At 57.9% G+C, this 24,529-nt stretch carries 30 protein-coding genes; 15 read left to right on the plus strand and 15 right to left on the minus strand.

The genetic code is table 11. The features are described from left to right. Window positions 1–84: 84 nt before the first annotated feature. Window positions 85–1,043, plus strand: a protein-coding gene (locus AC13C8_RS03200; RefSeq protein ID WP_482846347.1) for an IS630 family transposase whose coding sequence is annotated in 2 segments (ribosomal slippage) — window positions 85–426 and window positions 429–1,043 — 957 coding nt in all. Because the reading frame shifts where the segments join, the coding sequence is not laid out codon by codon here. 27 nt (window positions 1,044–1,070) lie between these two features. Here the strand turns inward: AC13C8_RS03200 and AC13C8_RS03205 are convergent. After that, window positions 1,071–1,193, minus strand: a complete 123-nt coding sequence (locus AC13C8_RS03205) for a hypothetical protein (protein WP_482846348.1) — start codon at window positions 1,191–1,193, stop codon at window positions 1,071–1,073. A gap of 16 nt (window positions 1,194–1,209) precedes the next feature. Further along, window positions 1,210–1,680, minus strand: a complete 471-nt coding sequence (locus AC13C8_RS03210) for an SRPBCC family protein (protein ID WP_482846349.1) — start codon at window positions 1,678–1,680, stop codon at window positions 1,210–1,212. A 310-nt stretch (window positions 1,681–1,990) separates the two neighbouring features. On the opposite strand from AC13C8_RS03210, the gene AC13C8_RS03215 reads away from it, so the two are divergent. Continuing rightward, window positions 1,991–2,401 (plus strand): VOC family protein, encoded by a 411-nt coding sequence (locus AC13C8_RS03215; RefSeq protein ID WP_482846350.1) that lies wholly within the window; start codon window positions 1,991–1,993, stop codon window positions 2,399–2,401. A 12-nt stretch (window positions 2,402–2,413) separates the two neighbouring features. Here the strand turns inward: AC13C8_RS03215 and AC13C8_RS03220 are convergent, their stop codons facing one another. Both AC13C8_RS03220 and AC13C8_RS03225 read right to left on the minus strand, forming a co-directional pair. Beyond that, entirely contained in the window at window positions 2,414–2,629 is a 216-nt protein-coding gene (locus AC13C8_RS03220; RefSeq protein ID WP_091430112.1) for a hypothetical protein, read from the minus strand. Window positions 2,630–2,640: 11 nt separating this feature from the next. Continuing rightward, a complete protein-coding gene (locus AC13C8_RS03225) occupies window positions 2,641–3,294 on the minus strand; it encodes an alpha/beta hydrolase (protein WP_091430111.1) in 654 nt (217 codons plus the stop codon). Window positions 3,295–3,482: 188 nt separating this feature from the next. On the opposite strand from AC13C8_RS03225, the gene iscR reads away from it, so the two are divergent. From iscR to AC13C8_RS03280, 11 genes are read left to right on the plus strand one after another with little or no spacing between them, the layout of a single operon-like run. Then, window positions 3,483–3,944: a Fe-S cluster assembly transcriptional regulator IscR gene (iscR, locus tag AC13C8_RS03230; RefSeq protein ID WP_482846351.1), complete on the plus strand. Its 462-nt coding sequence runs from the start codon at window positions 3,483–3,485 to the stop codon at window positions 3,942–3,944. 58 nt (window positions 3,945–4,002) lie between these two features. Beyond that, window positions 4,003–5,046 (plus strand): cysteine desulfurase family protein, encoded by a 1,044-nt coding sequence (locus AC13C8_RS03235; protein ID WP_482846353.1) that lies wholly within the window; start codon window positions 4,003–4,005, stop codon window positions 5,044–5,046. A 26-nt stretch (window positions 5,047–5,072) separates the two neighbouring features. Beyond that, a complete protein-coding gene (sufB, locus tag AC13C8_RS03240; RefSeq protein WP_482846354.1) occupies window positions 5,073–6,596 on the plus strand; it encodes a Fe-S cluster assembly protein SufB in 1,524 nt (507 codons plus the stop codon). A gap of 1 nt (window position 6,597) precedes the next feature. Further along, window positions 6,598–7,023, plus strand: coding sequence for a hypothetical protein (locus AC13C8_RS03245; RefSeq protein ID WP_091430101.1), 426 nt, complete (start codon window positions 6,598–6,600; stop codon window positions 7,021–7,023). Further along, the gene (locus AC13C8_RS03250) at window positions 7,020–7,214 is read left to right on the plus strand and encodes a hypothetical protein (RefSeq protein ID WP_143064318.1); all 195 of its coding nucleotides are present in this window, start codon (window positions 7,020–7,022) and stop codon (window positions 7,212–7,214) included. The genes AC13C8_RS03245 and AC13C8_RS03250 overlap by 4 nt, the downstream gene beginning before the upstream one ends. A gap of 26 nt (window positions 7,215–7,240) precedes the next feature. Then, complete coding sequence (locus tag AC13C8_RS03255) at window positions 7,241–7,552, plus strand: heavy metal-binding domain-containing protein (protein WP_091432256.1); 312 nt, start codon at window positions 7,241–7,243, stop codon at window positions 7,550–7,552. Between the two features lie 12 nt (window positions 7,553–7,564). Further along, entirely contained in the window at window positions 7,565–8,329 is a 765-nt protein-coding gene (sufC, locus tag AC13C8_RS03260; protein WP_482846355.1) for a Fe-S cluster assembly ATPase SufC, read from the plus strand. Further along, the gene (sufD, locus tag AC13C8_RS03265) at window positions 8,326–9,615 is read left to right on the plus strand and encodes a Fe-S cluster assembly protein SufD (protein ID WP_482846356.1); all 1,290 of its coding nucleotides are present in this window, start codon (window positions 8,326–8,328) and stop codon (window positions 9,613–9,615) included. Before sufC ends, sufD begins: the two co-directional genes overlap by 4 nt. A gap of 15 nt (window positions 9,616–9,630) precedes the next feature. Beyond that, on the plus strand, window positions 9,631–10,119 hold the full coding sequence (locus tag AC13C8_RS03270; protein ID WP_091430093.1) for a YIP1 family protein: 489 nt from the start codon (window positions 9,631–9,633) through the stop codon (window positions 10,117–10,119). Window positions 10,120–10,122: 3 nt separating this feature from the next. Continuing rightward, window positions 10,123–10,725, plus strand: coding sequence for a YIP1 family protein (locus tag AC13C8_RS03275; RefSeq protein WP_091430091.1), 603 nt, complete (start codon window positions 10,123–10,125; stop codon window positions 10,723–10,725). 14 nt (window positions 10,726–10,739) lie between these two features. Then, entirely contained in the window at window positions 10,740–11,960 is a 1,221-nt protein-coding gene (locus tag AC13C8_RS03280) for a cysteine desulfurase (RefSeq protein ID WP_482846357.1), read from the plus strand. A gap of 15 nt (window positions 11,961–11,975) precedes the next feature. On the opposite strand, the gene AC13C8_RS03285 is transcribed toward AC13C8_RS03280, so the two are convergent. The 9 genes from AC13C8_RS03285 to guaA all read right to left on the minus strand — a co-directional run bounded on the left by AC13C8_RS03285 (window position 11,976) and on the right by guaA (window position 20,597). Then, complete coding sequence (locus AC13C8_RS03285) at window positions 11,976–12,593, minus strand: TetR/AcrR family transcriptional regulator (protein ID WP_482846358.1); 618 nt, start codon at window positions 12,591–12,593, stop codon at window positions 11,976–11,978. Continuing rightward, window positions 12,586–13,455 (minus strand): polyphosphate kinase 2, encoded by an 870-nt coding sequence (ppk2, locus tag AC13C8_RS03290; RefSeq protein WP_482846359.1) that lies wholly within the window; start codon window positions 13,453–13,455, stop codon window positions 12,586–12,588. The genes AC13C8_RS03285 and ppk2 overlap by 8 nt, the downstream gene beginning before the upstream one ends. Before the next feature lie 74 nt (window positions 13,456–13,529). Continuing rightward, complete coding sequence (locus AC13C8_RS03295; RefSeq protein WP_091430085.1) at window positions 13,530–14,468, minus strand: homoserine O-succinyltransferase; 939 nt, start codon at window positions 14,466–14,468, stop codon at window positions 13,530–13,532. Between the two features lie 47 nt (window positions 14,469–14,515). Continuing rightward, entirely contained in the window at window positions 14,516–15,376 is an 861-nt protein-coding gene (locus tag AC13C8_RS03300; RefSeq protein WP_091432253.1) for an ATPase, read from the minus strand. Between the two features lie 143 nt (window positions 15,377–15,519). Next, window positions 15,520–16,578 (minus strand): OmpP1/FadL family transporter, encoded by a 1,059-nt coding sequence (locus AC13C8_RS03305; RefSeq protein ID WP_482846360.1) that lies wholly within the window; start codon window positions 16,576–16,578, stop codon window positions 15,520–15,522. A 203-nt stretch (window positions 16,579–16,781) separates the two neighbouring features. Continuing rightward, the gene (locus tag AC13C8_RS03310) at window positions 16,782–17,651 is read right to left on the minus strand and encodes a DMT family transporter (protein WP_482846361.1); all 870 of its coding nucleotides are present in this window, start codon (window positions 17,649–17,651) and stop codon (window positions 16,782–16,784) included. Further along, window positions 17,648–17,932: a putative quinol monooxygenase gene (locus AC13C8_RS03315; protein WP_482846362.1), complete on the minus strand. Its 285-nt coding sequence runs from the start codon at window positions 17,930–17,932 to the stop codon at window positions 17,648–17,650. The genes AC13C8_RS03310 and AC13C8_RS03315 overlap by 4 nt, the downstream gene beginning before the upstream one ends. A gap of 44 nt (window positions 17,933–17,976) precedes the next feature. Then, window positions 17,977–18,696, minus strand: coding sequence for an FkbM family methyltransferase (locus AC13C8_RS03320; protein WP_482846363.1), 720 nt, complete (start codon window positions 18,694–18,696; stop codon window positions 17,977–17,979). Between the two features lie 341 nt (window positions 18,697–19,037). Beyond that, window positions 19,038–20,597, minus strand: a complete 1,560-nt coding sequence (guaA, locus tag AC13C8_RS03325; RefSeq protein WP_482846364.1) for a glutamine-hydrolyzing GMP synthase — start codon at window positions 20,595–20,597, stop codon at window positions 19,038–19,040. 186 nt (window positions 20,598–20,783) lie between these two features. Here guaA and AC13C8_RS03330 point away from each other — a divergent pair, with 186 nt between their 5' ends. Beyond that, complete coding sequence (locus AC13C8_RS03330) at window positions 20,784–22,325, plus strand: trimethylamine methyltransferase family protein (RefSeq protein WP_482846365.1); 1,542 nt, start codon at window positions 20,784–20,786, stop codon at window positions 22,323–22,325. Window positions 22,326–22,416: 91 nt separating this feature from the next. Here AC13C8_RS03330 and AC13C8_RS03335 read toward each other — a convergent pair whose 3' ends face one another. Then, window positions 22,417–22,713, minus strand: coding sequence for a DUF6477 family protein (locus AC13C8_RS03335; protein WP_091430075.1), 297 nt, complete (start codon window positions 22,711–22,713; stop codon window positions 22,417–22,419). 245 nt (window positions 22,714–22,958) lie between these two features. Here AC13C8_RS03335 and AC13C8_RS03340 point away from each other — a divergent pair, with 245 nt between their 5' ends. Then, window positions 22,959–24,053: a DUF6456 domain-containing protein gene (locus AC13C8_RS03340; protein ID WP_482846366.1), complete on the plus strand. Its 1,095-nt coding sequence runs from the start codon at window positions 22,959–22,961 to the stop codon at window positions 24,051–24,053. On the opposite strand, the gene AC13C8_RS03345 is transcribed toward AC13C8_RS03340, so the two are convergent. Further along, on the minus strand, window positions 24,047–24,433 hold the full coding sequence (locus AC13C8_RS03345) for a hypothetical protein (RefSeq protein WP_482846367.1): 387 nt from the start codon (window positions 24,431–24,433) through the stop codon (window positions 24,047–24,049). The genes AC13C8_RS03340 and AC13C8_RS03345 overlap by 7 nt on opposite strands. Window positions 24,434–24,529 lie beyond the last annotated feature (96 nt).

Genomic DNA, 24,529 nt, shown 5'->3' on the forward strand with positions numbered 1-24,529 from the left:
CTAAAGCGTTTCGGCTTGAACTTGAGTCGCTGAGGATTCCCATGAGGGTTCAGATGTGATTCATCCTTATTGGGAGGATGAATCATGTCAGCACCTTTGCCATCGGCGCTCCGGGCGCGATTTCAGAAGTACATTGCAGAAGGGTTAAGCGGGCGTGCGGCGGCGTTGCGTTTGAAGGTTTCGCCCGCCACAGGTGCAAGGTGGGCGCGTCAGGTTCGGACCAGGGGCCATGCTGAGCCCGCACCACAGGGTCCGCCGCGTGGCCGGGGAAAGTTGGCTCCGCATCAGGCTTTCCTTGAGGAACTGGTCGCGCAAGACCCCGACATCACGCTCTTCGAGCTGCGCGATGCGCTTGCCGAGGCCGAGGGCGTGCAGGTGCACCACTCCTCGATCGCCAACCTGCTGTCCCGGCTCGGCTTCACGTATAAAAAAAGTCGCTGGTGGCCACCGAACGCCGCCGTGCCAAGGTAAGGCGCCAGCGGGCCGACTGGTTCAAGCATCGGCTGCCTGCCATTGCGGCCTTGCCCGAACGTGTTGTCTTTATTGATGAAACGGCAGTGAAGACGAACCTCACGCGCCTGCGCGGCAGGGCCAAGCGGGGTCATCGCCTGACCATGGATGCCCCGTTTGGGAGTTGGGGAACCCAGACACTGATTGCGGGCCTGGCACAGGACGCGCTGATCGCACCATGGGTCATCAAGGGTGCGATGGATGGCCCGGCCTTTGCCGCCTACATCCGTGACGTCCTCGTTCCGGTGATCGCCCCGGGAACCGTTGTCATCCTGGACAATCTGGCGACCCATCGGAACAAGGAGGCGGCTCAGGCCCTACGCGACCACGGCTGCTGGTTCCTGTACCTCCCGCCATACTCGCCGGATCTCAATCCCATCGAGCAGGCCTTCTCCAAGCTGAAAGCTCACCTTCGAAAGATCGGGGCCAGAACCTTCACCGAGGTTTTTGAGGCCATCGGTGCAATCTGCGATCTCTACGACCCAGACGAGTGCTGCAATTACTTCAAGGCTGCCGGATATGTCGCAGGTTAATGTCGAAACGCTTTAATGGACCAAGCATCAATCGCGGCTTTGCGGGACCTTGCAGTCGTTCACCTTGCCCATATCGACGATGGCAACCTGCACTTTGCGGGCGTCGGGGCGGTTCCGGCTAAGACCCGGTTTACGGGCAGAAGAAGCCAAATCTCCTGCACAGAAATTAGTCAGCCAGCCGTTCCTCGATTGCAGACAGTCCGGCTTCGTAGATCCCGGCAATCGTTTTCTCAGTCTCGGGATCATCTGCCGAGAAACGACCAGCCCAAGTGATGGTCGTACTGTCTCCGGGTATAATCGAAAACGTCGCGGTGTATTTTTCAAGCGGTAGTGGAGAACTGACGATCCTGTAGGTGTAGGAAAGCCCCGGTTCCACTGCGATCCGCTTTTCGACGAATTCTCCACCATCAGTCAACGTCAACACACGGTGGAGAGACCCGTCGATAACCTTGAGACTGCAGTCACTTACCGCCGGATGCCAATCGTCAATATCGCAGAAATCGCCCACTTGATTCCAAACCGTGTCTTTCGGAGACGAAACTTGCAATGATCGTTCGACCGTGTATTGCTCCGCCCATCCGACAGTGGCGGTGGCTTGAACGAGCACTGCCAGCGAAGTTATCAGAATCGGATTCATTGATTGTGTCCCACTTTGACCAACTCCTATCTGCTTGTGCGACAAAATTATTCGCAAGTTCAGAATACCATCAAAGGGCACCTGACCAAAGGTTAAATATACCCAATGGCCGGCTCGCTATGGTGCACGCCGCGGAAGTCTGAGGTTTCGTTAAACCCCGGCACAGCCATCCGAGCATCGTGATCAAATGTCTCCAATGTCGGCAAATGACCGGTTCGTCCCAACCGCGGCATCGGTAACTATGGGCTCAAACCCAACAATCAACGAACAATCTTCCGTGGTATCATATTGACAGTCAGAAGGATTCCAAATGGCAAAAGTAACCGGCATCGGCGGCGTGTTCATTCAGTCGACCAGGGACGGTGCATCTCTGGCAAACTGGTACAGGGACAATCTGGGGATCCAGCTATCGGATTTTGGCGGCGCGGTTCTGAACTGGCGGGACGACGAAGCCAATGATGGGGGGCTGACTGTCTGGGCGACGGCGGACAGCAACAGCAGCTGGTTTGCCCCAAGCACTGCGGGTTTCATGATCAATTATCGAGTGGATGATCTGGACGGTCTGCTTTCCCAACTGAAGGCGGCAGGTGTGCAGGTCGTTGCCGGACCTGAGCGTCACGAGAACGGTGATTTCGCGTGGATCATGGACCCGGAGGGCAACAAGGTTGAACTTTGGCAGCCTTGTGAATGGGACGATTCCCGCACAGAAAACGCAGGCTAGACCAGAACAACTTCAGGTCAGTTTCCGCAGCAACAGCTTTAGCTGCGCCCGCCCGCGTGCCTCGGCCCGGCGGATGCGGACCGCGGTCATGAATGCCTCTTCCAGCGTGGTCGAGGATGCGCCAATGGTTTTCTTGATCTCATCAACAAGATCTTCTTCGCCCGTCAACTCGACCGCTTCCAGCACGTCTTTCGCCATGGCGTCTGCGACTTGTTCAAGAAGATCCATCGGCGCCTCGTTCAGCGAGTGGTTTCTGTCAGGCGGCGGCGCACATATTCATCCACATGCGTGATCATCGTGTCCATGTGGTCGTTTTCAAAGAAGTGACCCGACCGTTCAATCTCGGTATGTGTGATGGTGATGCCTTTCTGCTCGTGCAGCTTGTTCACCAGCGCATGAGTGTCTGCCGGGGGTGCCACCCGGTCGGCGGTGCCGTTGATGATCAGGCCGGAACTGGGGCAGGGTGCCAGAAAGCTGAAATCATACATGTTGGCGGGCGGGCTGACCGAGATGAAGCCGGTGATTTCCGGGCGGCGCATCAAAAGCTGCATGCCGATCCAAGCGCCGAAGGAAAAGCCTGCGACCCAGCAATGTTTGGCGTTCTGGTTCATGGATTGCAGGTAATCCAGCGCCGACGCGGCATCGGACAATTCGCCCACACCCTGATCATATTCGCCCTGACTGCGACCCACGCCACGGAAATTGAACCGCAGCACGTTGAAGCCCATATTATGGAACGCATAGTGCAGGTTATACACCACCTTGTTGTTCATCGTGCCGCCGAATTGCGGGTGCGGATGAAGGATGATGGCGATGGGGGCGTCTTTTTCCTTCTGGGCGTGATAGCGGCCTTCAAGACGGCCTTCGGGGCCGGGAAAAATCACTTCGGGCATTCGGTTGCGGCCTCTTTTTTTTGTCAGATCCTGCGTCAGGCTGCCACTGCCAGCTTTCTTGACGCATACGGACCCGCACCATAATACAGGGGTGGCGAATTGACAGGTCTCGAACCTGCCTTTGCCAGTCCTAAGTGACCTAGTGGTGATAGTTCAAAAGGTCAATGTTTTTGCAGAGAGGTTACGCGATGAAGCTGTCAACCAAGGGGCGTTACGCGATGGTCGCGCTGGCCGATCTGGCGTTGCAAAACGGCGACAGCCTTTTGTCGCTGACCGATCTGGCCAAACGTCAGGACATTTCCCTGCCTTATCTGGAACAGCTCTTTGTTAAATTGCGGCGTGCCGGTCTTGTCGACAGCGTGCGTGGGCCGGGCGGCGGTTATAAACTGGCGCGCGCGGCGTCCGATATTCGGGTGTCCGAGGTCCTTGCGGCCGTGGACGAAACAGTGTCCGCGATGCACAAAGGGGCAGGGGCATCGGGTGCAAGCTCTGGCTCCAAGGCGCAATCCATGACCAACCGGTTGTGGGAAGGTCTGTCGGCCCATGTCTATGTATTCCTGCACCAGACCCGCCTGTCGGACGTGGTGAAGAACGAGCTGGCACCATGCCCCGCAGTGCCGACATTGTTTGCGGTTGTGGATGAGGAATGATAGGCGGCAGCGGCGTTTGCCTGCCATCCTGAGACGCGTAATCGAATAGGACCCGTCGGTGCCCCGAACCTATCTTGACTGGAACGCCACAACACCTCTGCGCCCCGAGGCGCGGGAGGCGATGATTGCGGCGATGGATCTGGTGGGCAACCCGTCATCCGTCCATGCTGAGGGGCGCGCGGCGAAAGGTTTGATCGAACGGGCGCGCAAAGACCTGGCCGCGGCGTTGGGGGCCGAGGGGGCCGATATCATCTTCACCTCGTCCGCGACCGAAGCGGCGGCGCTGGCCTTACAAGGGCGCGGGATCGCCTGTGCGGGGATCGAACATGACGCGGTGCGCAGTTGGTGCGACGAAAGCCTGACGGCTGACATCAACGGCGCGGTGTCCGTCGCTGACCCAGCGCAAAGCGCATTGCAGGTCGCGAACTCCGAAACCGGTGTAATTCAGGCACTGCCGGACGGGCTTTTCCTGACCGACGCAACGCAGGCCTTTGGCAAGATCCCTTTTGCGTTCAACTGGTGCGGGGCGCAGATGGCCATCGTCTCGGCGCACAAACTGGGCGGGCCGAAGGGCGTGGGTGCCCTGATCGTCAAACGTGGCACGGATATCGAAGCGCGGATCAAGGGTGGCGGGCAGGAAATGGGTCGTCGGTCGGGCACGGAAAACGTGGTGGGTATTGCCGGATTTGCCGCCGCTGCCCGTGCGGCCCAGACCGATCTGGAGGGTGGCGTTATGTCTGTCACCGAAAAACTTAGAAAGATTCTAGAAAACACCATTGCGGAATCGGCAAAAGAGACTATTTTTGTCGGGAATGATGCGAACAGGCTTCCCAACACCTCGTGCTTCATCACTCCGGGCTGGAAGGGTGAAACACAGGTGATGGTGATGGACCTTGCCGGGTTTGCGGTTTCCGCAGGTTCGGCCTGTTCATCCGGGAAGGTAAAATCCAGCGCCGCCTTGGTGGCAATGGGCTTTGACCGGGAACATGCGGGATGCGCTTTGCGTGTCTCGCTTGGCCCCATGACGAGTGAGGATGAGGTGCGTGCCTTTGCCAAGGCATGGATCATGGAATACGAGAAATTCCGGGCGCGGGGCCGCTAGGCCCTTTGCTTGGATGAAAGGACAACATGGCCGGTGTAGATGAACTGAACGTCAAAGAAGGCGTTGAAGAAGAAACCGTCGAGGCGGTAAAAACGCTGGCTGGACAATACAAGTACGGCTGGGAAACGGATATCGAGATGGATTATTCCCCCAAGGGCCTTAATCCCGATATCGTGCGGCTGATTTCCGAGAAAAACGAAGAACCCGAATGGATGACCGAATGGCGTCTCGGGGCCTTTGCGCGCTGGGAAAAGATGGTCGAACCAAGCTGGGCGATGCTCAGCTATCCCGAGATCGACTTTCAGGATCAGTATTACTATGCCCGTCCCAAGTCGATGGAGGTGAAGCCGAAGTCGCTGGACGATGTTGATCCCAAGCTGCTGGCTACATACGAAAAACTTGGCATCCCGCTGAAGGAACAGATGATCCTTGCCGGTGTCGAAGGCGCCGAAGACGTGCCCGCCGAAGGGCGGAAGGTCGCCGTGGACGCGGTGTTTGACTCGGTGTCCGTGGGAACCACATTTCAGGCTGAACTGAAAAAGGCCGGCGTGATTTTCTGTTCCATCTCGGACGCGATCCGCGATCATCCCGAATTGGTCAAAAAATATCTCGGCTCCGTCGTGCCGGTGTCGGACAACTATTACGCCACGCTCAACTCGGCGGTGTTCTCGGACGGGTCGTTCGTCTATATCCCGCCCAACACCCGGTGCCCGATGGAGCTGTCCACCTATTTCCGCATCAACGCGGAGAATACCGGCCAGTTCGAACGCACGCTGATCATCGCGGACAAGGGCTCCTATGTCAGCTATCTGGAAGGGTGCACGGCCCCCAAGCGCGACACCGCCCAGCTGCACGCCGCCGTGGTGGAAATCATCATCGAAGAAGATGCCGAAGTGAAATACTCGACCGTTCAGAACTGGTTCCCCGGCGACGAGAACGGCAAGGGCGGTATCTATAACTTCGTGACCAAACGCGCCGATTGCCGGGGCGACCGGTCCAAGGTGATGTGGACGCAGGTCGAAACCGGGTCCGCCGTGACGTGGAAATACCCGTCCTGCCTGTTGCGCGGCAATGAAAGCCAGGGCGAGTTCTATTCCATCGCGATCACCAACAACCATCAACAGGCCGATACCGGCACCAAGATGGTGCATCTGGGGCGCGATACCAAATCGCGGATCGTGTCCAAGGGGATCTCGGCGGGCGTGGCGCAGAACACCTATCGCGGACTTGTCTCGATGCACCCGAAGGCCAAGAACTCGCGTAACTATACGCAATGTGACAGCCTTCTGATCGGCGACAAATGCGGCGCACATACGGTGCCCTATATCGAGGTGAAGAACAATTCCTCGCGCGTGGAACACGAGGCGACGACCTCGAAGGTGGATGACGAACAGATGTTCTATTGCCGCCAGCGGGGCATGGACGAAGAAGAGGCCGTGGCCCTGATCGTTAACGGCTTCGCCAAGGAAGTGTTGCAAGCCTTGCCGATGGAATTTGCCATGGAAGCCCAACAGCTTGTGGCGATATCGCTGGAGGGGTCGGTGGGGTAAAATGAGCCAGGACCACTTCCAAGACATGCCGGACCGGTTGGATGCGCAAGGACGCGGTGTGCAACCGGACGCGCAGCCCCCTTCCGCACCGCGCCATGACAACAAGCTTTCGGGCAAATGGGCGATGCTTGGGGGAGTTTGTTCGGCGGTGGTGCTGTTACTGTTTGTAAACCTACAGGCGATTTCTGATCTGGCACCAGAACGTGTCACGCAAAACGATACCCCCGGGGCCTTTGCTATGCCTGTCGCGCTTCTTTCGGTCGCTTGGATCGCGCTTATTCCATCATGGTTTCTGGTCAGCGTCATCGTGAACGCCCTGCGCCGCAAGACCCGCATGGCCCCACCATCTTTTGTGATCGGAGCCTTTGTTGTCCTCGCGCTTGGGCTTGGACTGTTCAAATTTTTCGGTGCGGGAGGGGCAGGGTGAGAGACTTCTTGAGTAATGTGGAAAGCGCCATACCCTATATTCTGCCGGCCATCGGTGGCGGCGCGGCTGTGATTTACATCAACACTCACAAGATGGATCAGCTGAACCCGATGATCTGGATTCCGTTCGGCATCTTTCTGGGATGGGCTGCGTCGCGCGGTGTGATGAAACTGTTGGATCTGTGGCGCTGATGCAGCGTGAAAAAAGGGCGGATAAGATGATTATCACCACAACCCCATCCGTAGAAGGCCATCCCATCGTTGCCTATCACGGCATCGTCACCGGTGAGGCCATTCTGGGGGCGAATATCTTTCGCGATCTATTTGCACAGGTGCGCGACATCGTGGGCGGACGCTCGGGGGCTTATGAAGAAGAACTGGGCAAGGCGCGCCGCACCGCGCTGGCCGAGATGGAAGAACACGCGGCGTCACTGGGCGCCAACGCGGTCGTGGGCGTGGACCTCGACTATGAAGTGATCAACAACATGCTGATGGTGTCGGCCTCGGGCACGGCTGTCACTGTTTCGTAAGGACGATATAAAATGCTTAAAATCAATGACCTGCACGTCAAACTTGAAGAAGAAGACAAACGCATTCTGAAAGGTGTCGACCTTGAGGTGCCCGCCGGGTCGGTGCATGCGATCATGGGTCCAAATGGCTCGGGCAAATCGACGCTGTCCTATGTCCTGTCGGGCCGTGATGGGTATGAAGTGACCGAAGGCAGTGCCTCGTTGGAAGGCGCTGACCTGTTGGAGATGGAACCGGAAGAGCGCGCCGCGGCTGGCCTGTTTCTGGCCTTCCAATATCCGGTCGAAATCCCCGGCGTGGGCAACATGACCTTCCTGCGCACCGCGGTGAACGCGCAGCGCAAAGCGCGCGGCGAAGAGGAAATGTCGGCCGCCGACTTCCTGAAATTCATCCGCGCAAAGGCAAAAGAGCTGAAAATCGACGCCGAGATGCTGAAACGCCCGGTGAATGTCGGCTTTTCGGGTGGCGAGAAGAAACGCAACGAAATCCTGCAAATGGCGATGCTGGAACCGAAGATGTGCATTCTGGACGAAACCGATTCCGGTCTGGATGTGGATGCCATGAAGCTGGTGTCGGAAGGCGTGAACGCCTTGCGCGATCAGGGCCGCGCTTTCCTTGTTATCACCCACTATCAGCGTCTGCTGGACCATATCAAACCTGACGTGGTGCACATCATGGCAGGCGGTCGCATTGTCAAATCGGGTGGTCCCGAACTGGCGCTGGAAGTTGAAAACAACGGCTATGCCGACATCCTTGCCGAGATGGAGGTCGAGGCATGAACACCGCCACAAAACAAGCCACACCGATGATCAGTGCCGATGCGCGCCCGGTCTCGGGTGCATGGGCGCAAGAAGCACGGGCCGATGCCGCCGCGCGGCTGGCCGATGTGGGATTGCCCACACGCCGGGATGAGTATTGGAAATGGACGTGGCCCGACAGTCTGATCGCGGCCTCGCCATCGCCCGCCGCCGTATTCGATTATGCAGGCGAGCCGCCGGTCTTTCATGCGATCGACCGACTTAAGGTCGTCTTTGTCGATGGTGTGTTTGACGCAGATGCCTCGGACGATCTGTCGGACGAGGGGATCGAGATCGAGCGTCTGGCGGATGCGGCTGCTGCCGATATTCACTGGGCCAAAGACCTCTATGGTGTTTTGGAGGCACGCGGCCAATCTCCCGTCGCCCGCCCCTTGGCCGCCCATAACACAGCGATGGCCACCGATGGTGTGGTGATCCGCGTCACCGGGCAGGTCAGCCGCCCGGTCAGCCTGTTCTATCGCCACGACGACGCAAATTCGGACGCGGTGTTGCACCATGTGATCCGGGTGGAAGAAGGCGCGAAGCTGACGCTTCTGGAAAACGGAGCCGCCGCCGCCCGTTTTTCGAAAGTGTGCGAGGTGGACGTGGCCGATCGCGCTGAATTTCACCACATACGCGCGCAGGGTCGCGATCACGAACGGCAGGCCATCACCCATCTGTTTGCCCGCCTTGGCGCGGAATCGGTGTTCAAAAGCTTCACCATGACAGTGAATGGCCGCCTGACCCGCAATGAGTGCGTGATCGAGCTTTTGGGTGACAACGCGACGGCCCATGTCGCGGGCGCTGCCTTGGGCGATGGGGCAGATGGCGATTTTCACCATGATGACACGGTGTTCATCACCCATGATGCCGTGTCCTGCGAAAGCCGTCAGGTGTTCAAGAAAGTCCTGAAAAACGGTGCAAAAGGGGTGTTTCAAGGCAAGATCCTTGTGAAACCGGATGCGCAGAAAACCGATGGGTATCAAAAGTCGCAATCGCTTCTGTTGGACGAAGACGCCAGTTTCCAGGCCAAACCGGAGCTTGAGATCTATGCTGACGACGTGATCTGTTCGCACGGCTCGACCTCCGGCGCGATCGACGAAGAGGCATTGTTCTATCTGCGCTCGCGCGGCGTTCCGGCCCATATCGCCACCGATCTTCTGGTGCTGGCGTTTCTGGCCGATGCGATCGAAGAGATCGAGGATGACGCTATCGCGGCTGAAATCAATGACCGTCTGGATGCGTGGCTTGCCCGCCATCGCGGCTGACCAAGGCCAGATGCGATGTCTGTGATTGATGATGTGATCCGAAGCTACCGCGCGCCCCGCGCGGTGTTTCGGCGCAGGCTTGATCTGGGCGCGCGTGAGGACAAGGCCCTGGCCGTTCTGATGGGGGGCTGCCTTCTGGTCTTTGCCGCTCAACTTCCCCGATTGGCGCGTGTCGCCCATGAAACCGGACAGGATCTGAATATGCTGATGGGGGCGACCATGTTGGCGTGGATATTCATCATGCCGCTGGCATTCTATCTGATCGGAACGCTGAGCCATGTCCTGATGCGTCTTGTCGGCGGTCATGGCAACGCCTTTGCCGCTCGGTTTGCGCTGTTCTGGGCCTTGTTATGTGCCACTCCGCTTTGGCTTCTTTGGGGGTTGGTTGCGGGGTTTATTGGCGAAGGTGTGCAAATGACTCTGACCGGCGCGCTTGCGCTGTTGGCTTTTCTGCTGTTCTGGTCCATCAACCTGCGTGAAGCGGAACGTAGGGTGGAAGGATGATCCATGCGGTTTGATCCCGGTTATCTTTTGGGTATGGCGCTGCAAACGGTGCCCGAACCGCGAAAGGTCGCGCGCGACCTGTTCGACCTGGATCTGCCGCGCGAGGTCCTCTGGACCGCGCTGGCGCTGGTCGTTGTCGTGAACGCCGCACTCGGCGTGCTGGCGGGGATGATGTATCCGCTGGACCCCGCTCAGATGGGCACCGTATTGTCCAGCCCGGTTCTGCTGGGCGTGATCGAAGCCGTGTTCATGTTCGGTCTGGCTTGGGGGATCTTCGCAATCGGGCGAATGTTTGGCGGGCAAGGAGCTTTGTCAGACGCCATCATCACCGTGGTGTGGATGGAGTTTATCTTCCTGATGTTGCAGGCACTAACGCTGGTTCTGACGTTTTTTGCACCAGGACTGGCGGCGATCCTGATGATTGTGTCCGTCGTTTTGTTCTTCTGGGTGCTAAGCCATTTCACCACTGAAAGCCACGGCTTTCGGTCGACCGGGTTGGTTTTCACCTCGATCCTGGGGTTCATGATCGTTGCGGTGTTCGCCTTGTCTTTCGTGCTTGTGCTGCTGGGGGTCGAGCCGATGCCGATGCCCACCGCCCCTAACTGACCGGAGCCCGCGCCATGTACGATATCAACAAAATCCGCGCCGATTTTCCGATCCTGTCGCGGCAAGTGAACGGCCAACCGCTGACCTATCTGGACAATGGCGCCTCGGCGCAGAAGCCACAGGTGGTGATTGATACCGTGACGCGTGCCTATGCCGAGGAATATTCCAACGTCCATCGCGGCCTGCATTTCCTGTCCAACCTCGCCACCGAGAAATACGAAGCGGTGCGCGGCACCGTTAGGCGGTTCTTGAATGCCGGGTCCGAGTCGGAAATCATTTTCAACTCAGGCACCACTCAGGGCATCAACCTTGTGTCCTATGCGTGGGCAGCGCCACGAATGCAGGCAGGAGACGAGATTGTCCTGTCCACTCTGGAACACCACGCCAATATTGTGCCATGGCATTTCCTGCGCGAACGCCAGGGGGTGGTTCTGAAATGGGTCGATCCCGAACCCGATGGATCACTTGACCCGCAAAAACTGCTGGATGCGATCACCGACCGGACCAGGCTGATAGCCATCACCCAATGTTCGAACGTGTTTGGCACGGTGGTGGATGTCAAGACCATCTGTTCCGAAGCCCGCCGTCGGGGTGTTCCGGTGCTTGTAGACGGGTCGCAAGGGGCGGTTCATTTGCCCGTCGACGTGCAGGATATCGGGTGCGACTTCTATGCGATCACCGGCCACAAGCTCTATGGGCCGTCCGGTTCTGGTGCGATCTATATTCGCTCTGAACGTCAGGCAGAAATGCAGCCTTTCTTTGGTGGCGGGGACATGATCAATGACGTGACGAAAGAATGCGTCACCTATGCCTCCCCTCCGCTGAAATTCGAAGCGGGCACGCCGGGTATTGTGCAAACCATCGGGCTGGGTGCAGCGCTGGAGTATCTGATGGACTTGGGGATGAAAAACATCGCTGCGCACGAGGCGACGTTGGCCAGCTATGCAACCGAACGGCTCGCCGGGCTGAACTGGGTCAACGTGCAGGGCACGGCACCGGGCAAGGCGGCGATATTCTCGCTGACGATGGAAGGCGCGGCCCATGCCCACGACATCTCGACCATTCTGGACAAGAAAGGGATTGCGGTCAGGGCAGGGCATCACTGCGCCAAGCCCTTGATGGCGCATCTGGGCGTGTCCGCGACGGCGCGTGCGTCGTTTGGGCTTTATAACACCAAGGACGAGGTGGATCGCCTGGTCGAAGGGCTGGAACTGTGCCACCGGCTTTTGGTCTGACCCACCCGGCCCGCTTCAGTCGTCGGGCCGGATCAAACCAAGCCCTCGCAGATAGATCCCGATCCCGCTTTCCAGCAGCTCTTCCGGCGGGAAGGGGCTTTTCTGGCCGGGGCTGCCACGCCCGAAAAGTTCGACGACCCCGTGGCTCATCGCCCAGATATGCGCGCTGACCATGCGCGATGGGGGGCGTTTATCCTCGGGAATGTTTTCCGCCAGTTTTTCCGCCGCATTTTCCAGAATACCCATCGCCCGCCCGGCGACACGGGCCAGATCGGCAGAATGGTTGATCGAAATCCCGCTTTCGAACATCGAGATATAGTGACCGGGATACCTGCGCGCAAAGGCCAGATAGGCGCGGCCGGTTGCCTCGAAACTGGCCAGTGCCGAGGGCTGGCCCTTGTCATAGGCATAGACCATCAGATCGGCGAATATCTCATACCCCTGACGCGCGGCTTCGGCGATCAGATCTTCGCGCCCTGCGAAATGACGATAAACAGCGGCTGGCGTGACGCCCGCCTGTTTGGCAGCTTCGGACAAGGTGAAGCCGGTCGGGCCTTTCGCCTCGATCAGTTCAAGCGCCGCATCGACCAACGCCTGCCGCAAGTTCCCGTGGTGATAGCCGCGCTTAGCCATCCCAAACCTCTGGCCCGCCGCTGATAGTGCTGTCAGGCGGATGGGCAACGTTCGAATCTTTACCAGTGTAATCAATGTTTTGAAGGACAGCGCGTATCGCGGCAAGACGCGCGCGTTTCTTGTCGTCGGACCGGACGATGGTCCAAGGCGCACGTGGGCGGTGGCTGCGATCAAAGGTTTCCTGGATGGCGTCGGTATAGGCATCCCAGCGGTTCAATCCTTCAACGTCGATCCAGCTGAGTTTCCACTGTTTCAAAGGGTCTTTTTCGCGGGCGAGGAAGCGGCGCAACTGTTCAGCACGCCCGACATTCAGCCAAATCTTGACAAAATGAATGCCTTCGTCGACCAGCATGTCCTCGAATTCGGGCAGTTGACGAAAGAATGCTTCTCGCTCGGCATCGGTGCAAAAGCCGAAAACCTTCTCGACCACTGCGCGGTTATACCAGGACCGATCGAACAAAGTTATCTCACCTTCGGTCGGCAAGTGCTTGATGTAGCGTTGAAAATACCATTCCCCCGCCTCGCGGTCCGACGGTTTGGACAGGGCCACGACATGCGCCACGCGCGGGTTCAGGTTCTCGCGAAATCGCTTGATCGTGCCGCCTTTTCCCGCCGCATCGCGCCCTTCGAAGATGACCACAACTCGCTTGCCCGTGGCTTTCACGTCAGCCTGCAACTTCACCAGTTCAAGCTGAAGGGCCTCAATCTCGGCCTGATAGATGTCCTTGTCCATGCGGGCGCGATAGGGATAGCTGTCTGACAGAATATCCTTCTTGCGGCCGTCCGTGATCGCCTTCTGGACCGCAAGTGGCGCGGTCTCTTGAAAGAATTTCGAGATGGCACCATCGAACGGCAAAGACATACGCAAACTCCTGATTTCACGCCATTATGGGGCGAAGGCCGCGGGTTGGCAATTGGCAGGCTGCATCGGTTGGGTCAGTTGCGGCGGTCCTGCTTGCTTTCCCCGATCTGGTCGATGTCAAACGGCGTGGTCAGATACATTTCGCTGATCCAGTTGGCGTAAAGCAGATGCGCGTGGCTGCGCCAGCGGTTTTCAGGGCGTTTGCCGGGATCGTTGCCGGGATAGTAATTTATCGGCACGTTGATCGGCGCGCCCTTGGCGACATCACGGTCATATTCGCCCTTCAGTGTGCCGGTATCATATTCGAAATGATTGAAGATATAGAGCGCACGATGCGCAGTGTCTTCGACCAGACACGGCCCAACCTCATCCGATCCCAAAAGCGTGGTCAACCCGACTGTGGCATCAATCTCGTCTTGCCGCATTTCGGTCCAACGGCTGACCGGCACGACGCAAGTATCGGAAAAGCCGCGCAGATAGGGCGAGGCGGGATCAAGGTTCTTTTGCGGAAAACACCCGAAGGCCTTGGCGTCCAGAATGTGCTTCTTAACCTTGTGGAAGTGATAGATCATCGCCATACCGCCCCAGCACACACCGAAGGTCGAATGCACGTTGGTCTGGGTCCAATCGAAGATCTGGCTGATCTCGTCCCAATAGGTCACGTCCTCGAACGGCATGTGTTCAATCGGCGCGCCGGTGATAATCAGCCCGTCGAACTTCTGATCGCGCACGTCCTCCCACGGTTGATAAAACGCGCCGATATGGGCCTGGCTGGTGGTTTTCGACGTATGTTCCGACGGGCGCAGCAGCGTCAGTTCGATCTGCAACGGATGGGCACCGATCAATCGTGCAAACTGGGTTTCCGTTTCGACCTTCTTGGGCATCAGGTTCAGCAAAGCGATCCGCATCGGACGGATGTCCTGCTTGTCGGCCTGATCCTCGGACATGACCATCACGCCCTCATCCTTCAGCACATTCGCTGCGGGAAGGGAGGAAGGTATCTTGATCGGCATGTCACATGTCCTTGGGTTGCGGGTGAAGTCTGTCAGATAATGCAGGATCAGGCGGCGTCAATGGCCGTGGCGATCATCGCCGTGAAATCGTCCGGGGTCTTGATGGCAGCAACGTCATGGGCACAGAGCGATACACCGTAGCGCGCCATATGCTCATAGAGTGGCTGGCGATGGGCAAGCGCCTGCGCATAGGTCCAACGGATGAAATCGTCGGGTTCAACATCGTCGGCCTTGACGCTGTTTTTTAACAAATAATCTTCCCAGATACGCGCCAGAAACTCCGGTTGATACGCCATTGGTTTGGGCGCGCGGTCAAAGCGTTCCACCAGTCGCCGGGTATGAGCCTTGTCCCCCCTGAGCCAGACCAGAAGGCAGTGCTGGCTGAGTTCGGCAATCAGTGGATCGTTTTCGCACAGGGCCGGGTCGATCCATTCGCAGATGGATCCGCCGCTGTCGCAAATGAAATGGGGATAGCCATAGATGTTTTCGGCCCGGTCGATGAAATGGCCGGTGTCCATCAGGGCGGCAGTTTCCGCCGTTCTAAACTGCGTTTGCCGTCGGCGATATTCTTCGATTGGCACGCCACCTTTGTCAGGCGCGCCCGGTTTGCCCAGATAGGTCGCAACCGGGGTCAGGTGATCAAATCTTACCTTGGGTGCGATGCGGATCGAATCCGACAGCAGAAGCTCGCGCAAAAAGGGGATTTTCATCGCCTCGGTTTTCAGATTGTCGGTGATGTATTCGTCCATGTACCGGGTGCCGATCCGGTAATCGATGGAATAGTGGAACCAATCGCCCTGTTCGCGCAGCATTGTCGAAAGATAGGTCTTGCCCAGCCCGGACATGCCAAAGAACAACACCCGCTTATGCGGGGCATCTATCCATTCCTGTGCGTTTTGATACAACATCTTGCATCCACCATTTTGCCCCTTGGTAAGCGGGGAAAGCGGGCGGGTCAAATGGTTCGCATCAGATTGGGACGGAAAGGGAAAATGAAAACGCCCCGCGCGGTCGGCACGGGGCATTCTGTGTTTCTGACGCAAGGGGTCGCTTAGAAGCGCAGACCCATTTTCACGCCGACGGCAACGGCGCTGCCACCGTCATAGACGACGGGCAGGCCACCGGATGTGACGGTCTTGCTGTCGAATTTGGTGTATTGAACGCCGGCCGAGATATCGTAGTTGCCTTGGGTGTATTTCGCGCCAAGAGCAACGGATTTCGATGCACCGGCAGGGGCCAGGAAAGTAGCACCGGTATCCATCCCATTCTCATAGCCGACGGACAGCGAAACCGACCAGTTGTCGTTCAGACGGCGACCGATTCCCAACTCGTACGAGGTGATATCTTCAACAAAGTTCACCCAGTTTGCATCCCCGAAAGCCGGGCCGGTCGTGTCAAGCGAGATACCATCCCACATGGCATGACGGATCGAGCCGAACACCAGCGTGTTTTCTGCAATGCCCGTCTGGAAATCGAGGTTGAAGGCCTCCGGCATGGTGACGGAGCCAGTCACGGCGTCCACGCCAAACGGCGTGGCGCGGAAACCAGTCAGAGCGTGGTCAACCGAAGTGAAATAAGTCAGGGCGACACGCAGAGCAATTTCAGGCTTCTCATATGCCACACCGACCAGACCACCCCATTCGTTGCCGCTTTCGGCACTCAGGGCGCCAAGGCTTGAAATGATCTCGCCCGATACTTTCTGGGCGCGGACACCACCGTGAACCGAGAACCCGTTGCCCATTTCATAGCGCAGAATTCCCGTCAGGGCAGAGCTTTTGACTTCCGCCATGCCAGGGGCAAGGGGGGCGTCGATATATTGGATGCTTGCGCCAAAGGGTTGGTCCCAGATCAGCGCAAGGCTCAGGTTATAGTTCAACTGGGTCTTGTAGCCCAGCGAAAACATCGAAAAATCAACCGCCGATTGGCTGATCGGAAAAACGCCGGCACCGACACCTTCGATGGTCGGGCTGACATTGGCATATGAGAAGGACAGGTAGTTGCCTTCTTCAAACAGGATCGAGATGTCCTGGTCAGACCTGTCGATCCCCGCCTGAGCGGTGGTTGCTGCGGCGGTGAAAAGCGCAGCGGTTGTGAGTGTAAGTTTGTTCATCATTCCTCCCGTGAACCACAAACTGTCCGAACTAGATATGTTACATTAGGGCAAGGCTATTTGTCGCACTTGATATTGGTCAATCGTTACCTTGGGTCACATAACACAGCGCCGTTTATAACCGGTTAAGCGATGTGGAAAGGACACGGTTTCAAGCGAAAATCCGGCTTCGACCGGCTATTGCATAAGTTGTATTGGGTGAACTAGGACGCGCGAGGTGTCGCCTCGGCGCGGATGTTGGCAAGGTTCGCCACAACAATCAGACTCCCGCCCAGCACGAGTGCCCAACCAATCGGTTCGTCATAAAAGACCGCGCCAATCAGTGCGATCAGGGGCAGGCGGGTAAAGTCGATGGGGATCACCACCGAGGCCGGGGCGAGCGACAGGGCGGTGGTCAGGCAGGCATGCGCCAGAAGACCGGCGCAGCCGATCAGAACCAGCCACGGTGCGGTTGCCAGGCTGGGCAGGGTGACGTCCCCGTCATACCCCGCTGTTACCATACCGAACACCAACTGCGTTGAGGTGAGCCAAAGAAGGATCGCCAATGTCGTTTCAGACCGGGTCAACCGGCGGGTGAGCATCGCCGTAAAGGCAAAACAGATCGCCGACAGTGCCGCCGCGCCAAGACCCACCGAGTTCACTGCGCCAGAACCGGGCTGCGCTATGATTACAATGCCGACAAAGCCCACCGCAGCGCTGATTGCCCGGATCACGGTCTGCCGTTCGCCCAGCACCAGCGGCGATAATGCCGCGACCCACAGGGGCGAAGTGAACTCCAACGCAAAGACTTGTGCAAGTGGTATGGCTGTCAGGGCGAAGAACCAAAGATTCTGCCCCGCAAAATGGGCAAGGTTTCGGACCACGTGCAGCGGCGCATTGAGCATCGTGATTTCGTTCTGCCGACCGCGTGCAATGAGTATTGTCAGAACAATGACAAACCCTACGCAGGATCGATAGAGCATCAGCTCGAACGTATCCAGTTGGTGACTGACCGCGCGCCCTGCAATGGCCATCGCCGAAAACGAGGCAATCGCGCCGGTCATCCAAAATGCGGCACGCACGGTGGGTGTCACGCTGAGACCTCTTCAATGGTGTAGTGACGCGGGATGCCCGCGGTGACGGCAGCCCATGGGCTTTGGGCCGCGCGCATCTGATGGGCGTCAAAATCGACCCGTGAGGCAAAGAGTTCAGAAACAAGATAGCGACCCGGACTGGTTTCATCTTCCGTGACGTCAAAGCGAAGACAGCCCGGTTCCGCCCGGGTCAAGGCGATGTGCTGGGGCAACGCGTCGTGAACCAAAGCACGTCGCGCTTCGGGAACATCAATGTAACCGGTCAGGAATATCTTAGGCATGGCGGCACGTTAACAGACGATTTCGGTTTTGAAAGCCGAAACACTCAGGCGCGTGCGTCCTTTGTCCGCCGTTCGAAAAGCACGTTCGCGTAAGCTGTGTCGCGATCAAATGGATGCTTGTTTCCGGCCTCGTCCAGCGCGTGCACCTCATAGCTGTCGTCCAGGTCATCCAGAACCTGATGCAACATTGTCCTTGTCTTTTTGCCGGCGTCGATCCGATATTCCAAAAGAATTGGCGCGGTGTTGCGGGACAGGAAGGTGCGCCCACTGCGCAGGACATCCAGTTCCGCGCCTTCAACATCAATCTTGATCAACTTGATCCGGTCTGCAAACGGAGACCGCGCCACGTAATCATCCAGCGATTGACAGGGCACCCATTCGAAAGTGTCAACGCCAACCGATGTTGACCAGTCTTCATGTAGTGAGTTCGCCCCTCGGTTCCCGTCGCGCAGATGCAGTTTCAGAAACCCGTCAACACCTGACGAAGAACCAAGCGCAATCACATCCACATGGGCTTTCACATCGTTCAGCGAAATATTTCTGAGCAATTGTGCCGCCGTGTCTTTCGACGCCTCAACCGCTGCAAGCTCGCAACCACGTTCGCGACAAATCGGAATGCTGGCGGTTCCGATGTTGGCACCGATGTCCAAAATGACGTCGCCTCCTGAAAGGCCGAGCTTTTTGGCCATCGTATAGACCGTCATTTCAAACGGTTCGTTTCGTATGAAACTTTGAAATCCGATATGGTCGTTGAGGTCGACCAACAACCTGGTGCCCTGCCAGTTGATCTGCGCAACCGCGGGCTGGTATCGGAACGGTCTTATTTTTCTGATGTAATTCGGATCGAAAAACCGCGCCGCGCGGTATACAAACGGAAACTGATTGAGCTTCTGTAATACAAACATTACGGGACGAAACCGCAAACGTGCTGTGAAAAAGGTGATCGCCCTCACCAAGATTGCTTTCATGCTTTACGGTCCCACGATGGCCGATACCTCGTCGCAGTTAACACCTTTAGAGGGTGTCGAACAAGGGGATCACCACCCAAACGGGTGAAACGCTTTGGGTCAAATTGGGCTGGCGACAGAAGAAACGCGGCAGGCGCTTATTCCCACTCAATCGTACCCGGTGGCTTCGAGGTCACATCATAGGTCACACGGTTGATGCCCTTGACCTCGTTGATGATCCGCGTCGCGGTCTCGCCCAGGAAATCATGGCTGAACGGGTAATAATCTGCGGTCATGCCATCGACAGAGGTCACAGCGCGCAGGGCGCAGGCATAATCATAGGTCCGTCCATCGCCCATCACACCTACGGTGCGGACGGGCAGGATGGCGACGAAGGCCTGCCAGATTTCGTCATAGAGGCCATGCTTGCGAATCTGGTCGATATAGACCGCGTCGGCCTCGCGCAGGATGTCCAGCTTTTCGCGAGTGATTTCTCCGGGGCAGCGGATCGCAAGACCGGGGCCGGGGAAGGGGTGGCGACCGATGAAATGGTCGGGCAAGCCCAGTTCACGACCCAAGGCGCGCACTTCGTCCTTGAACAACTCGCGCAGCGGTTCGACCAGTTTCAGCCCCATCTTTTCAGGCAGCCCGCCTACATTGTGGTGTGATTTGATTGTCACCGACGGCCCGCCCGAAAAGCTGACGCTTTCAATAACATCGGGGTAGAGCGTGCCTTGGGCCAGAAATTCTGCGCCCTCGATCTGGTCGGCGTGTTTCTGGAACACGTCAATGAACAGTCTGCCAATGATCTTGCGTTTGGTTTCCGGGTCGGATTGCCCGTCCAACTCGCCCAGGAACAACTCCTGCTCGTCTGCGTGGATCAGCTGCATGTTATAATGGTCGCGGAACATGGTGACGACCTCTTCCGCCTCACCCTTGCGCAGCAGGCCGTGGTCCACGAACACGCAGGTCAACTGGTCGCCGATCGCTTCGTGGATCAGAACGGCGGCAACCGAACTGTCGACGCCACCGGACAGGCCGCAGATGACCTTTTTATCGCCGACCTGTTCGCGGATCACCCGGATCGCTTCGTCGCGATAGGCATCCATGGTCCAGTCGCCCTTGAACCCGGCCAGTTTCACGAAGTTTTCATACAGCTTTGCACCCTTCGGTGTGTGGTGCACTTCGGGATGGAACTGAACTGCATAGAAATGTCGCGATGGGTCGGCGGTGATCGCGAACGGCGCGTTGGGCGAGGTGCCGTAAACCTGAAAACCCGGTGCGATTTCAGAGACATGATCGCCGTGGCTCATCCAAACCTGTTCAACCCCATGTTCAAACCAGCCATCCAGCAAATCCAACTTGGCTTCAGGGGTGACGTAGGCGCGGCCAAACTCGGATGTGCCATGGCCGCTGACCACCTTGCCGCCAAGCTGCGTCATCATCGTCTGCTGCCCATAGCAGATGCCCAGAATCGGCACGCCGTAATCGAAAATCTCTTGCGGGGCGCGGGGGCTGCCGTCGCGCGTGACGCTGTCGGGGCCGCCGGACAGAATAACCGCTTTCGGGGCCATTTCGCGCACGAAATCCATCGTGACGTTCTGATAGGGGTGGATTTCGCAATAGACGTTCAACTCGCGCAGACGCCGCGCAATAAGCTGCGTCACCTGGCTGCCGAAGTCGATGATAAGAAGGCGGTCGTGGCTCTGATCTGTCATGGAAACCGATTAGGGCAGGGGCGGGGGCAACGCAAGTCCCGCCATGGGCACTTCGTGACTTGTTGGACACTTTTTCCAACCTTTTCCGTTCAGATGTCGCTTTTGCCCCATGAAGGACGCTTGCGAGCGGATTTGACCGGGGTCGCAGGATATTCACACATCAACAGGATAATTTGGAGGACATCCATGACCGAGGCACCCACCCGTCGTGGTCGCGGAGGCGGCGGCGCAGCACGGCGCGCGGAACGCACCGCTGTGCGGATCGAATGCGCCAAAACCATATCGCGCAATATTCCCAATCTCGAGATTCTCAACGAAGAGGCATTGGAGATCATCGAGTACAACGCCGAAACGGTTCTGGAAGAAGTCGGCGTCAACTTCGTTGAAAACCCGACCGCCCTTGAGCGTTGGAAAAACGCCGGCGCCGATGTCAGTGGCGAACGGGTGCGCATTCCGCGCGGATTGGCGCGTGAGCTGTGCAAGACCGCGCCCAGCAGCTTCACCCAACACGCGCGCAATCCGGAACGGAATGTCGAAATTGGCGGCAAGAACATGGTGCTTGCACCTGTTTACGGCCCCCCATTTGTGCGCGATGCAGCCGGCGGCCGTCGTTATGCCACGATGGAAGATTTCCGCAAATTCGTGAAACTGGCCTATATGTCCAAATGGCTGCACCATTCGGGCGGCACGGTGTGTGAGCCGACGGATGTGCCCGTCAACAAACGCCATCTGGACATGCTGCTTGCCCATATGACCCTGTCGGACAAGCCCTATATGGGGTCGGTCACGGCCCCGGAACGGGCGCAGGACAGCGTCGAGATGTCCGAGATCCTGTTCGGCAAGGAGTTCGTCCAGCAAAACACAGTGATGACGTCGCTCATCAACATCAACTCGCCCATGCAATATGACGACGTGATGATGGGTGCGATGGAGGTGTTCGCGGCCAACAACCAGGCCTCGATCATTTCACCCTTCATTGTGGGCGGGGCCATGGCACCGGTATCGGTGGCGGGCACGCTGACGCAGGTGCTGGCCGAGGTGTTGGCGGGCGTGGCCTACAGCCAGTTGGTGCGCAAAGGGGCGCCGGTCGTGGCGGGGACGTTCGTGTCGTCGATCGACATGAACTCGGGCGCGCCGACATTCGGCACACCGGAAGCGGCGCATGTGACCTATGGCGCGGGGCAGTTGTTCCGCCGCCTAGGGCTTCCCTATCGGTCTGCCGGGTCGTTCAACGGATCGAAACTGCCCGATGCGCAGGCGGCGTATGAAAGCGCCAACAGTCTGAACATGGGGCTTCTGTCCGGTGTGAACTTCATGCTGCATGCCGCCGGTTGGCTGGAAGGCGGTCTGGTTGCGAGCTTTGAGAAGTTTGTGATGGATGCCGACCAGTTGGGCACATTGCATCATCTTGCCAAGGGCATCGAGGTTGATGAAAACGCGCAAGCCATGGATGCCATCCGTGAAGTCGGGCCGGGCGGGCATTATCTGGGCTGTGCGCACACCCAGTCGAACTTCAAGACCGCGTTCTGGCGGTCCGACCTGCTGGATTACAAACCGTTCGAGACATGGGAAGAAGAAGGTGCGCGCGACACCGAAGCGCTGGCAACGGCGCGGGTGCAGAAACTGCTGACCGATTACCAGCAACCAGGTATTGATCCGGGTATTGCCGAAGGTCTGCGTGACTATGTCGAGACCAAGAAAGCCTCGATGCCGGATGCGTTCGGCTAAGGTGGAATCGTTCGCGGTCCGTTCCGGTCGGTTAACATCGGGGTAAGGGGGCTTAACGGCCCCCTTAACTCTTTGTGCAGGGGCGCGTGGATTACTGGACTTCGCGCGGGCTCTGGGGCAGCAGACGCAGCTCAGACATCAGCGCGATCAGCACCTCGACATGATGGGCGATGGAGTAAGACGCATCCCCCGATGTCCGCGTATCTTCCAGTCGCGCCTCTTCCTGTAGCAGCTCATCCAGCGCCTTTGCCGGGCTGGGCGTCATCGTGGTTTTCATGAGTTTTTTCAAATCTCTATCCCGATTATAGTCAACCAGCCCAAACCGTGCGGCGCGGACCAGGATACGCGGACGACGAAGGGCTTTTATACAGGTGAAGGCGTCGGTCATGGAGTGTCCTTTCAGTGATTCTCCATGATCGTGACACAACCTCAGCGGGTGTTGCGCAAGCCTCGTTGATACCGTGCGCGGCCTTTAACAAATCTTACCGGTTCAGCAATGATCCTTTCTCCAGACAATGTGGGTTAACGAACCGCTAACCAATCGAATGATAGGTCTTACCGGCTAAAATTCAACCTGCGGTTGTGCGGTGGAATATCGCGAAACGCACGGAACGCCAATTGGAAGGGGCTTGAATGCAAAACGCGACGCCATCTGGGATCGAACACAACTCTGTACTGCGCTGGTTGCCGGACGAGGTTCACCTTTATCTGAAACACACCGAGAAGGGTGCGTCGATCCGTTCACTTGCGCGCGACATGGGTGTCCATGCCTCGACCGTGATGCGTCAGGTGCGCAAGACCGAAGCGCGCAGGGATGACCCTTTGGTCGACGCTTTGCTGACCCGATTGGGGGCAGGGCTGCGCGACGGTCAGGCTGATCTTGCAGCAAACGAACACGCGCAGGATGGCCCCGACGAAGATCCGGTGTCGCCCCATATGCTGCGACTGTTGCGGGCGATGCTGAAGGACCGGGCCGTTATGGTGGTCAGTCAGGGTGTTGATACCGCCGTTGTGCTGGCCGCCCGTGATGATGGCGACCCTGTGACACTGGCGAAGGGTCCGACCGAGGTTGTGGAAGTCATGGCCCTGCGCGGTTGGATCGAGGGCAGCACGCGAGGACGGATCTGCCGCTATCATATGACGCCAGAAGGTCGGGTCGCCCTGAACCGCATGCTGGCCCAAATGGAGAGCCGCGCGACCGGATTTGCTGAAGCACAGACAACCTTCATGGGGATGTCCAATCGTCCCGGTCCGGGCAACCGCAAGCGTTCTGCCACAACATCAAAACGCCCGATTGGCGCCGACAGCCCCGTGCGGGTACTGGGGCGCGCGAAGGGACATCAAGAACCCTATCTGGGACCGGATCTGGTCAGCGCTGCCGAGCGGTTACACCGCGATTTCGCTCTGGGCCAGTGCGCCGTATCCGGGTTGAATTCGTGGGACCGTGTTCAGGCAGCCATCCCATCCTCGACCGGTGCGGCGGCGGGGAACCCGTCCGACCGCAAGCTCGATGCCCGCAAGCGATTTGCCGATGCGATTACAGCCCTTGGACCAGAACTTGCCCAGATCGCGATGGCGGTCTGTTGCCACGAACGCGGCATGGAGCGCATCGAGGCCGACATGGCGATGCCCGCGCGATCGGGGAAATACATGCTGCGGGTCGCACTCAGTTATCTTGCGCGCCACTATGACAAAGTGACAGGCGACGATCATGACCTGATCTACTGACTTGGGCTCGTGTGTGGATTGCCCAGGAAATCCATCAGATCGTCCGAAGTCATGATCTGACATTCCAGATCCGGATAAAGCTGGTGCAATTCGCGCTTGATGACAGTCGGATCTGGCAGGCTATCTGTCCGGATCAGATAGATGCCCTGAAACCCGAGCGCGCTCAGATGCTGACCGATCTCGATACAATCTGTTTGCGCGCAGAACAGGGCTGACATCACCAACTGAATGTTTTTCTTGCCAAATTCTGCGCGCGACAGGCGAAAAAACGTGTCGCATGTCATATGGGCCAAGCGACATGTATCCCTCAGCCGTTCATCTGCGATTGCGTCGCCCCCCAATGCCAACAGCATTGGTTTCTCAAAGCGGCTGTCTGTCATCAACCCGATACCCGTTCGAAGGCTTTTGCGGCCTCAGTCACATTATTCGTTGCAACGCAGGACGATATTCCCGGCCTGTCGTCCGCAATTACGGAT

It is taken from the genome of Aliiroseovarius sp. B-4 (assembly GCF_056857795.1).

What these genes read in the sequence shown, in the direction of transcription:
- iscR (WP_482846351.1), top strand. Translation starts at nt 3,483, where the DNA reads ATGAAGCTGTCAACCAAGGGGCGTTACGCGATGGTCGCGCTGGCCGAT.
- AC13C8_RS03315 (WP_482846362.1), bottom strand. Translation starts at nt 17,932, where the DNA reads ATGCCTAAGATATTCCTGACCGGTTACATTGATGTTCCCGAAGCGCGA.
- sufB (WP_482846354.1), top strand. Translation starts at nt 5,073, where the DNA reads ATGGCCGGTGTAGATGAACTGAACGTCAAAGAAGGCGTTGAAGAAGAA.
- AC13C8_RS03335 (WP_091430075.1), bottom strand. Translation starts at nt 22,713, where the DNA reads ATGACCGACGCCTTCACCTGTATAAAAGCCCTTCGTCGTCCGCGTATC.
- sufD (WP_482846356.1), top strand. Translation starts at nt 8,326, where the DNA reads ATGAACACCGCCACAAAACAAGCCACACCGATGATCAGTGCCGATGCG.
- AC13C8_RS03285 (WP_482846358.1), bottom strand. Translation starts at nt 12,593, where the DNA reads ATGGCTAAGCGCGGCTATCACCACGGGAACTTGCGGCAGGCGTTGGTC.
- AC13C8_RS03245 (WP_091430101.1), top strand. Translation starts at nt 6,598, where the DNA reads ATGAGCCAGGACCACTTCCAAGACATGCCGGACCGGTTGGATGCGCAA.
- AC13C8_RS03340 (WP_482846366.1), top strand. Translation starts at nt 22,959, where the DNA reads ATGCAAAACGCGACGCCATCTGGGATCGAACACAACTCTGTACTGCGC.
- AC13C8_RS03345 (WP_482846367.1), bottom strand. Translation starts at nt 24,433, where the DNA reads ATGACAGACAGCCGCTTTGAGAAACCAATGCTGTTGGCATTGGGGGGC.
- AC13C8_RS03330 (WP_482846365.1), top strand. Translation starts at nt 20,784, where the DNA reads ATGACCGAGGCACCCACCCGTCGTGGTCGCGGAGGCGGCGGCGCAGCA.
- AC13C8_RS03275 (WP_091430091.1), top strand. Translation starts at nt 10,123, where the DNA reads ATGCGGTTTGATCCCGGTTATCTTTTGGGTATGGCGCTGCAAACGGTG.
- AC13C8_RS03215 (WP_482846350.1), top strand. Translation starts at nt 1,991, where the DNA reads ATGGCAAAAGTAACCGGCATCGGCGGCGTGTTCATTCAGTCGACCAGG.
- AC13C8_RS03300 (WP_091432253.1), bottom strand. Translation starts at nt 15,376, where the DNA reads ATGTTGTATCAAAACGCACAGGAATGGATAGATGCCCCGCATAAGCGG.
- AC13C8_RS03305 (WP_482846360.1), bottom strand. Translation starts at nt 16,578, where the DNA reads ATGAACAAACTTACACTCACAACCGCTGCGCTTTTCACCGCCGCAGCA.
- AC13C8_RS03255 (WP_091432256.1), top strand. Translation starts at nt 7,241, where the DNA reads ATGATTATCACCACAACCCCATCCGTAGAAGGCCATCCCATCGTTGCC.
- AC13C8_RS03220 (WP_091430112.1), bottom strand. Translation starts at nt 2,629, where the DNA reads ATGGATCTTCTTGAACAAGTCGCAGACGCCATGGCGAAAGACGTGCTG.
- AC13C8_RS03295 (WP_091430085.1), bottom strand. Translation starts at nt 14,468, where the DNA reads ATGCCGATCAAGATACCTTCCTCCCTTCCCGCAGCGAATGTGCTGAAG.
- AC13C8_RS03225 (WP_091430111.1), bottom strand. Translation starts at nt 3,294, where the DNA reads ATGCCCGAAGTGATTTTTCCCGGCCCCGAAGGCCGTCTTGAAGGCCGC.
- AC13C8_RS03270 (WP_091430093.1), top strand. Translation starts at nt 9,631, where the DNA reads ATGTCTGTGATTGATGATGTGATCCGAAGCTACCGCGCGCCCCGCGCG.
- AC13C8_RS03280 (WP_482846357.1), top strand. Translation starts at nt 10,740, where the DNA reads ATGTACGATATCAACAAAATCCGCGCCGATTTTCCGATCCTGTCGCGG.
- AC13C8_RS03210 (WP_482846349.1), bottom strand. Translation starts at nt 1,680, where the DNA reads ATGAATCCGATTCTGATAACTTCGCTGGCAGTGCTCGTTCAAGCCACC.
- guaA (WP_482846364.1), bottom strand. Translation starts at nt 20,597, where the DNA reads ATGACAGATCAGAGCCACGACCGCCTTCTTATCATCGACTTCGGCAGC.
- ppk2 (WP_482846359.1), bottom strand. Translation starts at nt 13,455, where the DNA reads ATGTCTTTGCCGTTCGATGGTGCCATCTCGAAATTCTTTCAAGAGACC.
- sufC (WP_482846355.1), top strand. Translation starts at nt 7,565, where the DNA reads ATGCTTAAAATCAATGACCTGCACGTCAAACTTGAAGAAGAAGACAAA.